Raw genomic sequence first — 13871 nt, forward strand, 5'->3', positions numbered from 1 at the left:
TTGCGGGTCGATGCGTATGGAATGCAACAGGCCCTATCCCTCGACCACGATGACCGGCCGCAAGCGCTTGCGCGAGGCGCGCGCGTGCGGCACCCAGGCGTGGGTCTGCCAGCGGCGCCACATGATCAGGCCGCGTATCCATTCGTCGGCCGCATAGGCGATCCAGACCCCGGGCAGGCCCCAGCCCAGCACCACGCCCAGCAGCCAGCTGCCGCCGGCCAGTACGAACAGCATCGACAAGCCGCCCGCCATCACCGGGAAGCGCGCGTCGCCGGCCGCCCGCAGCGCGTTGATCACCACCAGGTTGAAGGTGCGGCCCGGCTCCAGCAGCACCGTGATCCACATCAGCGTGACGCCGGCCGTGATGATTTCCTGGTCCTGCGTGAACCAGCCCAGCAGCCAGCGGCCGGCCAGCGCGGCGACGCCGGCGATCAGCACGCAGACCACCAGGCCGCGCCCCAGCGAGCGCCGCACCACGCCGTGCGCTTCGCGCAGCCTTCCGGCGCCGATCAGGTAGCCGACCACGATTTCCACCGCCAGCCCGGTGGCGATGCTGAACATCATCACCCCGCCCATCAGTTGCAGCACATAGGCTTGCGTGGCCAGCGCCTTGGCGCCCAGTTCCGCCGCCGTGGCGATGCTGACCATGAAGGCCAGCCGCCAGGCGATGTTTTCCGCCGCGCCGGGCAGGCCGATATGCAGCACCGCCGCCAGCTCGCGGCGCGGCAGGCGCCACCAGTCATCGCGCCGCAGCGTGATGCCGAGATGGACCCGCCACATCAGCAAATGCAGGGCCAGGCCGATCATGCGGCTGATGGCCAGCGCGAAGGCGTAGCCGGGCAAGCCCATGGCCGGCAGCGGTCCCCAGCCGTACATCATCGGGATCGCCAGCAGCAAATGGCTGACGTGCATGATGATCAGCACCACCAGCGTGTCGCGGGTGCGCAGGTGGGCGCGCATGACGCCGGCCATCGAGGCGTTCCACGCGTCGAACAGCATGGCCGGCCCCAGCGCCATCAGGAACGGGGCGGCGATCGGGAACACTTCGGCCGGGGTGTTGAGCAGGTGCAGCAGGCCGTTGGCGCCCAGCAGCGCCATCAGGCCGGTGAAGGCCCCCAGCCAAGTGCTGGCGCCGACCACCGCGCAGGCGACCCGGTTGGCGATGTCGCGCTGGCCGCCGCCCAGGTTTTGCGTGACCACCACGCTGACGCCGGCGCCGATGATGCGGAACAAGATGAACAGCGCCGCCGAGACCTGGCTGGCGATGGCGAAGGCGCCGCCGGCCTCGTCCGAGATGCGCGAGGCCAGCGCCGTGCCGACCACGCTGGAGGCGATCGCCAGCCCCAGCTCGACCAGCAGCGGCCAGGCAAGATTGAACATGGGCGGCGTGCGGATCGGCGTTTTGGTGGCAGGCATGGAAATCAGGTCTTCGTCAAGTAAATTGGTGTTGCCAAATAGTTCTAGTTTATAACATGTGGAAGCGCTTTCATTTTCATTATTTAAAAAATCTATCGCGGCAAAAGGGTACACTGCGTGCATTGCCATCCGCCCCCTGACTCGTATCGTGCCATTTACTAGCACCCGCGTTGCCTGCCTGTCCGCCCTGCTGCTGTTCAGCGTGCCCGGACGCACCCAGTCGCTGACGGTGCTGTACCCGGAGATCGGCGAGCCCTATCGCACGGTGTTCGCCGAAATCATCCAGGGCATCGAGGAGCAGTCCAAGGCCAAGGTGCGCGGCATCGCGCTGGCGCGCGAGCCGGTCGACGTGCGCGCCATCATGAAAAGCGGCAAGGTGGTGATCGCGCTGGGCCGCCAGGGCCTGAGGGCGGCCGAGACGCTCGATCCGGCCACCGGCGTGGTGGTGGGCGGCGTCGGCGCGGCGCCGGAGGCCGAACGGGGCGGCGCCCTCAGCGGCATCAGCCTGACGCCCGACCCGGCGCTGCTGTTCGGACTGCTGAAGAACCTGCTGCCCGCCATCCGCCGCGTGATCGTGGTCTACAACCCGCAGGCCAACGAGGCGCTGATACGGCTGGCGCGCGAGGCGGCGCGCGCGCAGGGGCTGGAGCTGGTGGCGCTGGAGGCGGCCACGCTGGCCGACGCGGCCCGCATTTACGAGGCCCAGCTAGCCAGCGCCGACGGCCGCCACGACGCGCTGTGGCTGCCGCAGGACGCCGTCACCGCCGAGGAAACCACCATCCTGCCGATGGTGCTGAAGGAATCCTGGGGCCGCAGCCTGCCGGTGTTTTCCAGCAGCGTGCTGCACGTGAAGCGCGGCGTGCTGTTCGGCCTGTATCCCAACAATGTCCAGCTGGGACGCGACCTGGCCGTGCTGGCGCTGGCGATCCAGAACGGCGAGCCGGTGCGGCGCGGCGTGGCGCCGCTGCGGGCCGTGCGGGCCGCGCTGAACACCCGGACCGCCAGCCACATCGGCTTAAATCTTGTCGCAAGTCAACAACGGAACTTCGACGCCGTGTTTCCCCAACCGTAGCCATGAGTTTCAGTAGGCAAATTTCTTTCCGATTTGCAAAGACTCGCCTTATACTATGGGGGCATCTTTACAACGCTCTCCGGGCGTGCAGGTGCAGCAACGATAGTATGATGAAAAACACAATAACCGCCCTTCTCGCCGCCGTTTCCCTGCTGCTCGCCGGCGCCGCCTTCGCCTCCGGGTCCACCCTGCCGTCCAGCGCCGCGCCGGACGCCGGCCTGGCGGGCGCGGGCGGCATGCTGTTCGACACGCTCGACACCGTCACCGTGCCGGCGCCGCTGCGCGCGGACGTGCGCCCCGTCACGCTGGCCCAGCTGGAAGACCAACTGCGCCGGCCGGAAGTGCAAGCCTCGCTCGGCAAGGGCAGCATCGCCGTGGTCTACCCGAACGTCGACGAGCCGTTCCGCTCGGCCTTTGTCGCCATGATCCAAGGCATAGAAGACCGCATCAAGCTCAAGGTGCGCAGCTATCCGGTCGACCCCAGGGTCGACACCGCCGAACTGAACGCCGCGCTGAAGCGCACCGGCACCAAGGTGGTGATCGCGCTGGGCCGCCAGGGCTTGAACGCCACCGCCGGGCTGGACCGCGAGATCTCGGTGCTGGCCGGCGGCGTGCTGCTGCTGTCCGAGTCCGACAACGTGATGGGCATCAGCATGACGCCCGACCCGGCCATGCTGTTCTCGCGCCTGCGCGTGCTGCTGCCCGAGCTGCGCCGCGTGATCGTGGTCTACAACCCGCAGAAATCCGAATGGCTGGTCAAGCTGGCGCGCGAGGCGGCCAAGGCCCAGGGGCTGGAGCTGTCGGCCCACGTGGCCGGCGACCTGGCCAGCGCGGCCAAGCTGTACACCCAGCTGATCGGCGGCGCCGACAACCGCCACGACGCCGTCTGGCTGCCGCACGACAGCACCACCGTCGAGGAAAGCACCATCCTGCCGCTGGTGCTGAAGGAATCCTGGAACAGCAACGTGCCGCTGTTCTCCAGCAATGTGCTGCATGTGAAGAAAGGCGCGCTGTTCGCGATGGTGCCCGACAACGTCGAGCTGGGCCGCACGCTGGCCGCCTCGGCGATGGGCGTGATGGCCGGTGAGGTGCGGCGCCGCACGCTGGTGCCGCTGCGCGAGCTGCAGACGGCGATCAACCTGCGCACCGCCAGCCACATCGGCATCAAGCTGGGCGCGCTGCAGCAGCGCAGTTTCGATTTCGTTTATCCGCAACCCTGACGCCGGACACCTGGATTCCTGAACTAGATGAAAATGTTCCGCAATTTTTTACGCCGTACCGGATTTCAGCGTCAGCTGACCATCATCGTTTCAGGCGCCATTCTCGGGCTGGCCGTGTTCTCGGCGCTGATGAATTCCTGGGAAGCCAATTCCCGCATGCGCGACTATTTCCTCGGCCAGGGCCAGCGCATCGCCGACAACCTGGCGCGCCAGAGCACGCTGGCGCTGCTGTTCCACTCGGCCGAGAACGCGCGCGAGGTGGTCAACTCGACGCTGTCCTTCCCCGACGTCGCCGGCCTGCAGATCATGGACGCCAAGCGCAAGGTGCTGCTGTCGCGCGTACAGGGCGGCGCCACGCTGGATCCGTCCATCATTTCCCAGGCCCAGCCCACCCATGCGGGGCTGGTCGGCGAGAACGCCGACGGCTGGCTGTTCGCCGCGCCGGTGTACGGCGGCCAGGCCGAGGCCTCGCCGTTCGAGCTGCAGGAACACCAGCAGCAGTTGCTGGGCTACGTCTACGTGCAGATCGCCAAGGACACGCTGAAGAAGCTGACCTGGTCGCTGTTGCTGGGCAACCTGGCGCTGACCTTGTCGTTCGCCGTGGTGCTGCTGGTGCTGGGTCGCCTGCTGACGCGCCACATGATCAATCCGCTCAACGCGCTGTCGACCCTGATGCGCCGCGCCGAGTCCGGCGAATCCGGCATGCGCGCCGCGCCGGCCGGGCCGCGCGACCTGATCGAGATGGCGCACGCCTTCAACCAGATGATGAACGTGCTGGAGCAGCGCGAGGCCGAACTCAAGGACTCGCGCGACGCCGCCGTCAACATGGCGCAGATGAAGGCGCAGTTCGCCGCCACCGTCAGCCACGAGGTGCGCACCCCGCTCAACGGCGTGGTCGGCATGCTGGACATGCTGAAGGAAACCCGCTTGAACCCGCGCCAGCAGGAGTTCGTCGACGTGGCGTGGAATTCCTCGCGCACGCTGATCGCGCTGATCAACAATATCCTGGATTTCTCCAAGATGGAGGCGGGCAAGCTGAAGCTGGAGGAAACCGAGTTCCACCTCGCCACGCTGATGGCCGAAGTGATGGAACTGGTGGCCCGGCCGGCCCAGCAAAAAGGCGTGGGCCTGGGCTGGACCATCGCCCCGGACGTGCCGGAACGCATCAGCGGCGACTCGCTGCGCCTGCGCCAGATCCTCATCAACCTGATCGGCAACGCCGTCAAGTTCACCGAACGGGGCGAGGTGGCGGTCAGCATCGCGCTGGCGCCGGCGGACGCCGGCCAGCAATTCGGCCTCGGCTTCGAAGTGCGCGACACCGGCATCGGCATGACCGAGGACGTCCGCCGCCACCTGTTCGAAGCCTATGTGCAGCCGGATCCGGCCACCACGCGCCGCTTCGGCGGCACCGGCCTCGGCCTGGCGATCTGCAAGCAGCTGGTCGAACTGCTGGGCGGCCAGATCGGCGTGCACAGCGTGCCCGGCAGCGGCACCAGCTTCAGCTTCTCGATCCGCTGCCGTCCGGCGCCGGTGCAAGGCGAGCTGGCCTTCCCGCTGCGCGCGGTCGCGGCCGGCACCAGCGCAACCGCCGCGCCGGCGCCGGCCGCCCTGCCCGCCCCGCAGCCGGAGCGCCAGTTCCGGGTGCTGGTGGCCGAAGACAACCGCACCAACCAGATGGTGGCCGCCGGCATGCTGGCGATGAACGGCTGCGTCTGCGAATTCGCCGCCGACGGCGTCGAGGCGGTGCGCGCCGCGCAGCGCGAACGCTTCGACCTAATCCTGATGGATTGCAGCATGCCGGAAATGGACGGCTACGAAGCCACCGCCCACATCCGCCTGGCCGAGCTGGCGCTGGGCCGCCGCACGCCGCTGGTGGCGATGACCGCCAACACCCAGGTCGGCGACGCCGAGAAATGCCTGGCGGCCGGCATGGACGATTACCTGGCCAAGCCGATCACGCTGGTCGAGCTGCGCCAGAAACTGGAAAAATGGCTGCCGCACGGCGGCCTGCCGGCGGCGCCGCAGCACGCGGCGCCGCGCACCGGCGTCGCGGCCGGCCCCAGCCCGGTCGACCCGGCGGTGTTCGACAAGCTGCGCGAGGTGCTGGGCGATACCCTGCCGCACGCCGTCATGCCCTACCTGGAAGACACGCCCGGCTGCCTCGATGAACTGGAGCAGGCGGTGCACGCCGGCGACATGGACACCGCGCGCGCCCGCGCCCACGCGCTGAAAGGCTCGTCGGGCAACTTCGGCGCCGACACGCTGGCCGGCCTGGCGTTCCAGGCCGAGCAGCTCGCCGCCGCCCGCGAGGCGGCGCAGATCCTGCCGCTGCTGGCGCCGCTGCGCGCCCACTACGAGACGCTGGCCGCCTTCCTGCACGGCGAAATCGGCGGCGTCCACGCCGACGTCCACCCGGCCGCCGACGACACGCCGCAGGTGCTGGTGGTCGACGACGACCGCAGCACCCGCAGCACGCTGCGCCACACGCTGCAGCGTGACGGTTTCCGCGTCGAGGAGGCGGCCGACGGCGCCCAGGCGCTGGCGATGCTGGCGCGCTTCCAGCCGGACGTGATCCTGATGGACGCCATGATGCCGGTGATGGACGGCTTCACCGCCTGCGCCCGCATGCAGGAGCTGCCCAACGGCGGCGACATCCCGGTGCTGATGATCACCGCGCTGCAGGACAACTCGTCGGTCGAGCGCGCCTTCGCGGCCGGCGCCAGCGACTACATCCCGAAACCGATCCACTACGCCGTGCTGTCGCAGCGGGTGCGCCGCATCATCGAGGCCAACCGCGCGGAAAAGCGCATCCGCCACCTGGCCTACAACGACGTGCTGACCAACCTGCCGAACCGCACGCTGTTCTTCGAGCTGCTGGGCAAGAGCATCGAGCAGGCCAGCCAGGACGGCCGCCAGGTCGCCGTGCTGTTCATGGACCTGGACCGCTTCAAGTACGTCAACGACAACCTCGGCCACCATGTCGGCGACCGCCTGCTGCAGGCCGTGGCCAAGCGCGTGCGCGCCGCCGTGCGCGGCGACGACACCGTGGCCCGCCTGGGCGGCGACGAATTCACCGTCGTGCTCAACGAACTCGACAGCCCGGCGGCGGCGGCCACGGCGGCCCACAACATCGTGCGCACGCTGGCCGCGCCGTTCCCGGTCGACGGCCACGACATCTTCGTCACCGCCAGCGTCGGCATCGCCATGTATCCGCACGACGGCGGCGACGTCGCCACCCTGGTCAAGCACGCCGACAGCGCCATGTACCGCGCCAAGCGCACCAGCAGCGGCTTCCAGTTCTACGAGTCGTCGATGGAGCATTCGATCTCCGAGCACGTGCGGCTGGAGAGCGACCTGCGGCGCGCGCTGGAGCAGGAACAGCAGCTCGAAGTGCATTACCAGCCGCAGGCCCGCCTGGCCGACGGCAAGATCGTCGGCATGGAGGCGCTGGTGCGCTGGCGCCACCCGAGCCGCGGCATGATCGCGCCGGTCGACTTCATCCCGCTGGCCGAGGAAACCGGCCTGATCAATCCGCTCGGCGACTGGGTGCTGCGCACCGCCTGCGCCCAGCTGCAGCAATTCATCCGCGCCGGCCTGCCGCCGCTGCGGGTGGCGGTCAACCTGTCGGTGCGCCAGCTGCTGCAAAAGGATTTCGCCGCCTCGGTCGAGGCGGTGCTGGCCGACACCGGCCTGGCGCCGCACCTGCTGGAGCTGGAGATCACCGAGAGCACGCTGATGGAAAACGCCCAGGACACGCTGGCCGCGCTGCACCGCCTGCACTCGCTGGGCGTGCGGCTGTCGATCGACGACTTCGGCACCGGCTATTCGTCGCTGTCCTACCTCAAGCGCTTCCCGGTCGACATCATCAAGATCGACCGCTCCTTCGTGCGCGACGTGCCGCAGGACGCCGACGACATGGCCATCGTCACCGCCATCATCGCGCTGGCCCACAGCCTGCGCCTGGAGGTGGTGGCCGAGGGCGTGGAGACCGAGGCCCAGCTGGCCTTCCTGCGCGGTCGCAACTGCGACCTGATGCAGGGCTACCACCTGAGCGCGGCGGTCCCGGCCGACCAGTTCGCCGCACTGATACGCCAGCGCGAGGCCGCCGCCGCGCGCGCCTGATCGCCCTCGAACGTCGCGCCGCCACCGGCCGGAAGCCACCGCTTCCGGCTTTTTTTTCGTCCAGGGCAAAATACACAAAATGAAAATATTTGTAGAATTCTCACTGATTCTCACACTTTGCCTTATTTTTAAGCTATGATCTCGCACTGCAACATTTATTGTTTGAGAACAATCTGTGTTGCCAGCCTGCTAGTTTATTTTTCCGGCTTAACCCACAAGCCGAGTTGCCCAATTTAGGAACCCGTAATGTTTGATAATGCTGAATTAGACCGGCAGGAGAACTCACGTCCTGTCACCACCGCCCCCGCCACCCACGCCATGGACATGGCCGACCTGCTGGTCGCCTACCTCGAACAACTGGGGGTCGACTACATCTTCGGCGTGCCCGGCGGCGCCATCGAACCGCTGTACAACGCCATCGCCCGCAACCAGCGCCGCGGCGGCAACCTGAGCCAGATCGTCGCCCGCAACGAAGCCGGCGCGGCCTTCATGGCCGACGGCTATGCCCGCGAAACCGGCAAGCTCGGCGTCTGCATGTCCACCTCCGGGCCGGGCGCGACCAACATGCTGACGGCGGTCGCCACCTCGCACGCCAACGGCATCCCGGTGCTGGTCATCACGGCCCAGCCCAACCTGCCCTCGTTCGGCAAGACCGGCCTGCAGGAATCGTCGTGCACCGGCATCGACGTGCTGGCGATGTTCCGCCACTGCACCCGCTACAACACCATGGTGTCGCACCCGGACCAGCTGGAATGGAAGCTGGCCACCGCACTGCAGCATGCCAGCCACGGCACGCCCGGCCCGGTCCACCTGAGCGTGCCGTCCGACGTGTTCCGCGCGCCGAGCAAGCAGCGCGCGCCGAGCTACGACCTGGCGGCGCTGCAGGGTCCGGCCGGGCTGATCGACCATGCGTCGATCGACAAGCTGCGCGTCCAGCTGGCCAAGGCGCGCAACGTGGTGATGCTGATCGGCGGCGGTTGCGGCGACGCCATCCACTCGATCCTGCAGTTCGCCGACCTGGAAGGCGCCACCTTCATCGCCACCACCGACGGCAAGGGCCTGGTCAATCCGCGCCATCCGCTGTACCGCGGCACCTTCGGCTTCGGCGGCCACGCCACGGCCGACGCCGCGCTGCGCGATCCGTCCGTCGACCTGATCCTGGCGGCCGGCTGCAGCATGGGCGAATGGGACACCGGCGGCTGGAGCGACAGCCTGCTCAACAATCGCCTGGTCCACATCGGCAACACCGAGGAACACCTGGCGCGCACGCCGATGGCCGGCCTGCATGTGCGCGGCGCGCTGGCGGCCCTGTTCAGCCACCTGGTCGACGGCATCGTCAGCGACGGCCAGGCCGTGATCGAGGCGTCGCCGGAACGCGCCGCCGCCCCGGCCAAGGCTTGCCTGGCCCGCGAGCGCCGCCGCGCGCTGCGGGCCGAAGCCTGCGCGCGCTGGCAGCCGGCCTCCATCATGGCCGACGCCGCCGCCTTCGACAGCGACGCCGTGCCGATCAAGCCGCAGCGCCTGATGAAGGAGCTGGGTTGCCTGTTCCCGCACGGCACCCGCTTCCTGGCCGACGCCGGCAGCAGCGCGGCCTGGGCCATCCACTACCTGCAGCCGCGCGACCGCCGCCTCGGCGAGCGCCGCACCGGCTTCGACGACGGTCCGCGCGAGCTGGGCAAGCGCCGCAGCACCGGCGGCTGGCTGCGCCTGACGTCGCACTTCGCGCCGATGGGCTGGGCGATCGGCGCGGCGGTCGGCACGGCGGCCGGCAATCCGAGCGCGCCGGTGGTGTGCATCACCGGCGACGGCAGCATGCTGATGAGCGGCCAGGAGCTGTCGGTGGCGGTGGCGGAACAGCAGTGCGTGGTGTTCGTGATCTTGAACGACGCCGCGCTGGGCATGGTCAAGCACGGCCAGCGCCTGGGCGGCGGCGAGCAGATCGCCTTCGCCCTGCCGCCGACCGACTTCGCCGGGCTGGCGCGCGCGCTGGGCGGGCGCGGCCACACGATCCGCTCGGCGGCCGACCTGCAGGCGCTGGACATCAAGGCCATCTGCAACCACCCGGGCCCGACGCTGCTCGACGTGCAGATCGATCCCGAGGCGGTGCCGCCGATGGGCAGCCGCCTGCGCGTGCTGCTGAACGGCGGCGAATAAGGAGCGCAGCATGGCAATTTCTACCGGCACCGCGTCCGCGCCGTCGCCCAAGGACTTGATCCACACCGCCATCTGGCACGAGACGCCGGAGGCCGACAACCCTTTCGCCGCCCATAGCGCGCGCTGCCGCGGCTACGACGTGCACGGCGAGATGGTCGGCCGGGCGCGCTGGGTCGACATGCTGTGGCTGCTGATGCGGCCCGAGCTGCCGGCCGCGCCGCGCCAGCTCGACGTGCTGGAGGCGCTGGCGGTGGCGCTGGCCAATCCCGGCCCGCGCGACCCGTCGGTGCACGCCGCCATGTGCGCCGGCATCGGCGGTTCGCCGGCCGCGTCGGCGCTGATCGCCGCGCTGGCCGTCGGCGCGGGCCGCAACGGCGGCGCGCGCGAAGTGCACGACGCCATGACCATGTGGCAGCGCTGCGGCCCCGACCTGGCGGCCTGGCAAGGCTATCTGGTCGCCAGCGCCGGCGACCCGGTGGAGGTGTTCCCGGAGCGCGCCCATGTGCCGGGCTTCGACCCGTACGGCGCCGGCACGCCGCTGCCGGTGCGCCAGCTGGCCGCCACGCTGGCCGGCCTGGGCGCCGGGCCCGGCATCGACTGGCTGCATGCCAGCCTGGACCAGGCGGCGCTGGCCATCGGCCTGCCGCTGGCCATCAGCGGCGTGGCCGCCTGCGCGCTGCACGACCTGGGCTTCAGCCCGGACCAGGGCGAGATGCTGTACCTGCTGCTGCGCCTGCCCGGCGCGGCCGCCCACGCGCTGGAGCAGCAGGCGGTCGGCTTCAAGCACTTCCCGTTCTACCGGCTGGAGCTCGACCCGGCCGCCACGCCCAAGGAGGCAGCATGAGGGACCATACCAGCGACAAGGACGGCATGCGCGGCCCCGACTTCCTGCAACAGCATGCCGGCGTGTTGCGCACCGGCGTAGGCGCCGCCTTCCCGGGCAGCCACGCGGTGTTTCGCGGCCACAACCTGCACCGCGACCTGCAGCGGATGGAATGGGTGGCGCTTTACGCCTACGGCGTGACCGGCCGCCAGCTGCCGCCGGAACACATTGAAATGGTGCAGGCCTTGTGGGTCAGCACCAGCTACCCGGATGCCCGGCTGTGGAACAACCGGGTGGCGGCGCTGGCCGCCAACGCCCGCAGCAGCGCCAATCTCGGCATGATCGCCGGCGCCGCCGTGTCCGAGGCCACCGTGTACGGCGGCAAGGCGGCGCTGCGCTCGATGCGCTTCCTGCAAACCACGCTGGCCAGGGTCGCCGCCGGCGAGGCGCTGGAAGACGTGGTCTGGGCCGAGGTCGAGCGCACCAGGATCTACGGCTACGGCCGGCCGATCAGCTCGACGGACGAACGCATCCCGGTGGTCATGGCCGTCGCCGAGCGGCTGGGCATGCGCCAGGGGCCGCACCTGGCGCTGGCCTTCGAGATCGAGAAAGTGTTGTTGACGCGCTACCCGCAATTGCGCATGAATTTCGCGGCGCCGCACGCGGCGCTGGTGGCCGACATGGGCCTGACGCTGCGCCAGTACCAATTGCTGCGGGTGCCGGTTTTCCTCGGCGGCATGGCGCCCTGCGTGGCGGAAGCGATGGAAAAACCTGAGGGCACGCTGTTCCCCACGCCATGCGGCGCGGTGGCCTACAACGGACCCGCCGCCCGTCCCTGGATGCGCAGATAGCAACACGCAAGCAACTTGGGCTGCTTTTTTGCCCAAGATTGCGTTTGCTGCGGCTACAATGAACAAAAATATATCCTTGGAGAACGGATGTTGAAGTCTTACTACGCGTCCCCTTTCTGGCTGGCTGCCGCACTGGCCCTGCCTTCGGCACAAGCCCTTGACGCCCAGGCCAGCGGCCCGGCCGCCAGTGAAGAAGACGAGCTGAGCCTGGTGTATGGCGACAGCGACAGCGTCAGCATCGCCACCGGCAACCTGCTGGCCTTGCGCCGCGCGCCGGCGGTGGCCTCGGTCATCACGGCGGCCGACATCGCCGCCATGGGCGCCACCGACCTCGACCAGGTGCTGGAAACCGTTCCCGGGGTCCACGTCAACCGCGGCCCCAACAGCAACAACCCTTTATATGTGGTGCGCGGCATCGTCAGCGCCTACACCCCGCAGGTACTGATGCTGCAGAACGGCGTGCCGATCACCACCGCCTTCATCGGCAACAAGGGCAACCTGTGGGGCGGCTATCCGGTCGAGCATATCTCGCGGATTGAAATCATCCGCGGCCCGGGTTCCGCGCTGTACGGTTCGGACGCGTTCTCCGGCGTCATCAACATCATCACCAAAGGCAGCGCCGAGGCGCAAGGAACCGAACTCGGCGCGCGGGTCGGCACCTTCCAGACCCGCGACGCCTGGCTCCAGCATGGCGGCAAGCTGGGCCCGGTCGAGGTGGCGGCCTATGTGCGCATGGGCGCGACCGATGGTCTCGACAGCACCATCGGCGCCGACGCCCAAACCCGCAACGATACCCTGTTCAAGACCCACGCCAGTCTGGCGCCCGGCGCCCTGAACAACCAGGTCAAGTCCGCCGACGCCAACCTGGACCTGGTCTACGGCCAGTGGCGGGCCCGCTTCGGCTACAAGAAGCGCTACGACATGGGCACCGGCGCCGGCATCGCCTTCGCGCTCGACCCGGTAGGGCGCCAGCGCAGCGAACGCATCACCACCAGCCTGAACTGGGCCGAGCCGCTGGTCACGCGCGACTGGGGCCTGGGCGCCGGGTTCAGCACCCAGCAGTATTCGCAGGAAGTGCCGGTCTTGTACCGCCTGCTGCCGGCCGGCGCCGCCTTCCCCACCGGGACTTTCCCGAACGGCATGGTAGGCGCTCCCGAGACCTGGGAACGGACCTACCGCCTGTCCGGCTATGCCGACTACAGCGGCCTGGCCGGCCACCATGTGCGCATCGGCGCCGGCCATGACGACATCGACCTGTACCGCGTGCGCGAGTATCGCAACTTCAATTACGCCGCCAACGGCACGCCGATTCCGCTGCCGGCGGTGGTCGAGACCACGTTCACCACGCCCTTCCTGCGGCCGCAGCGGCGCAAGATCGACTACCTGTATGTGCAGGATGAATGGAACTTCGCCAAGGACTGGAACCTGACGGCCGGGGTGCGCCACGACCACTACTCCGACTTCGGCGACACCACCAATCCGCGCCTGGCGCTGGTGTGGGACGCCAGCTTCGACCTGACCGCCAAGCTGCTGTACGGCCGCGCCTTCCGCGCGCCGTCGTTTTCGGAAAGCTATGGCATCACCAATCCGGTCGCGATCGGCAATCCTAACCTGAAGCCGGAGCGCAACGCCACCACCGAACTGTCGTTCGCCTGGCAAGCCCGCGCCGACGCCACGGTGAACCTGACCTTCTATCGCTACGACATGAAGGACATCATCCGCACCGTGACCAACGCCACACCGGGGACCGGCGCCACCTACGCCAACACCGGCAATCAGAAGGGCCATGGCATCGAGCTGGAATCCAACTGGACGGTGACGCGCGACCTGCGGCTGTCGGGCAACTACGCCTGGCAGCGCTCGGTCGACGAGACCACCAACACCGACGCCGGCTACGCGCCGCACAACCACCTGTTCGGCCGCGCCGACTGGAGCTTCGCCAGTGGTTACCAGGCCGGTGCGCAGCTGAACTGGGTCGCGGGCCGCAAGCGCGCGTTTGGCGACGCGCGCTCCGCGATCGACGACTACACCACGCTGGACTTGACGCTGGCCACCCGCAACGGGCGCAACCAGTGGAACTTCACGGCGGCGCTGCGCAATGTCTTCAGCGCCGATGTGCGCGAACCTAGTCCGGGTCCTGGCCTGACCATTCCGTACGATATGCCGATGGCGCCGCGCACTATTTCGATACAGGCGTCGTACAAGCTGTAAGT

General features: G+C 68.7%; 8 protein-coding genes. 7 read left to right on the forward strand and 1 reads right to left on the reverse strand.

Features of this window, described 5'->3' with window-relative positions; translation table 11 throughout:
- Positions 1-33: 33 nt before the first annotated feature.
- Entirely contained in the window at positions 34-1416 is a 1383-nt protein-coding gene (locus ACEN9F_RS03485; RefSeq protein ID WP_413417863.1) for an MATE family efflux transporter, read from the reverse strand.
- Positions 1417-1564: 148 nt separating this feature from the next.
- On the opposite strand from ACEN9F_RS03485, the gene ACEN9F_RS03490 reads away from it, so the two are divergent.
- From ACEN9F_RS03490 to ACEN9F_RS03520, 7 genes are all read left to right on the forward strand, one after another.
- A complete protein-coding gene (locus ACEN9F_RS03490; protein WP_413417865.1) occupies positions 1565-2488 on the forward strand; it encodes an ABC transporter substrate binding protein in 924 nt (307 codons plus the stop codon).
- A gap of 110 nt (positions 2489-2598) precedes the next feature.
- Positions 2599-3708, forward strand: a complete 1110-nt coding sequence (locus ACEN9F_RS03495; RefSeq protein ID WP_413417867.1) for an ABC transporter substrate-binding protein — start codon at positions 2599-2601, stop codon at positions 3706-3708.
- Between the two features lie 27 nt (positions 3709-3735).
- Positions 3736-7830, forward strand: coding sequence for an EAL domain-containing protein (locus tag ACEN9F_RS03500; RefSeq protein WP_413417869.1), 4095 nt, complete (start codon positions 3736-3738; stop codon positions 7828-7830).
- Between the two features lie 246 nt (positions 7831-8076).
- The gene (locus ACEN9F_RS03505) at positions 8077-9984 is read left to right on the forward strand and encodes a thiamine pyrophosphate-binding protein (RefSeq protein ID WP_413417871.1); all 1908 of its coding nucleotides are present in this window, start codon (positions 8077-8079) and stop codon (positions 9982-9984) included.
- 10 nt (positions 9985-9994) lie between these two features.
- Positions 9995-10828 carry a citryl-CoA lyase gene (locus tag ACEN9F_RS03510; RefSeq protein WP_413417873.1) on the forward strand — a complete coding sequence of 278 codons (834 nt, stop codon included), beginning with the start codon at positions 9995-9997 and terminating at the stop codon, positions 10826-10828.
- On the forward strand, positions 10825-11658 hold the full coding sequence (locus ACEN9F_RS03515) for a hypothetical protein (RefSeq protein ID WP_413417874.1): 834 nt from the start codon (positions 10825-10827) through the stop codon (positions 11656-11658). The genes ACEN9F_RS03510 and ACEN9F_RS03515 overlap by 4 nt, the downstream gene beginning before the upstream one ends.
- An 87-nt stretch (positions 11659-11745) precedes the next feature.
- The gene (locus ACEN9F_RS03520; RefSeq protein ID WP_413417876.1) at positions 11746-13869 is read left to right on the forward strand and encodes a TonB-dependent receptor plug domain-containing protein; all 2124 of its coding nucleotides are present in this window, start codon (positions 11746-11748) and stop codon (positions 13867-13869) included.
- The last annotated feature ends 2 nt before the right edge of the window (positions 13870-13871 follow it).

The sequence above is a fragment of the Duganella sp. CT11-25 genome (assembly GCF_047302815.1).
Classification (GTDB): domain Bacteria; phylum Pseudomonadota; class Gammaproteobacteria; order Burkholderiales; family Burkholderiaceae_D; genus Rugamonas.

What these genes read in the sequence shown, in the direction of transcription:
- ACEN9F_RS03510 (WP_413417873.1), top strand. Translation starts at nt 9,995, where the DNA reads ATGGCAATTTCTACCGGCACCGCGTCCGCGCCGTCGCCCAAGGACTTG.
- ACEN9F_RS03505 (WP_413417871.1), top strand. Translation starts at nt 8,077, where the DNA reads ATGTTTGATAATGCTGAATTAGACCGGCAGGAGAACTCACGTCCTGTC.
- ACEN9F_RS03500 (WP_413417869.1), top strand. Translation starts at nt 3,736, where the DNA reads ATGAAAATGTTCCGCAATTTTTTACGCCGTACCGGATTTCAGCGTCAG.
- ACEN9F_RS03485 (WP_413417863.1), bottom strand. Translation starts at nt 1,416, where the DNA reads ATGCCTGCCACCAAAACGCCGATCCGCACGCCGCCCATGTTCAATCTT.
- ACEN9F_RS03515 (WP_413417874.1), top strand. Translation starts at nt 10,825, where the DNA reads ATGAGGGACCATACCAGCGACAAGGACGGCATGCGCGGCCCCGACTTC.
- ACEN9F_RS03495 (WP_413417867.1), top strand. Translation starts at nt 2,599, where the DNA reads ATGAAAAACACAATAACCGCCCTTCTCGCCGCCGTTTCCCTGCTGCTC.
- ACEN9F_RS03520 (WP_413417876.1), top strand. Translation starts at nt 11,746, where the DNA reads ATGTTGAAGTCTTACTACGCGTCCCCTTTCTGGCTGGCTGCCGCACTG.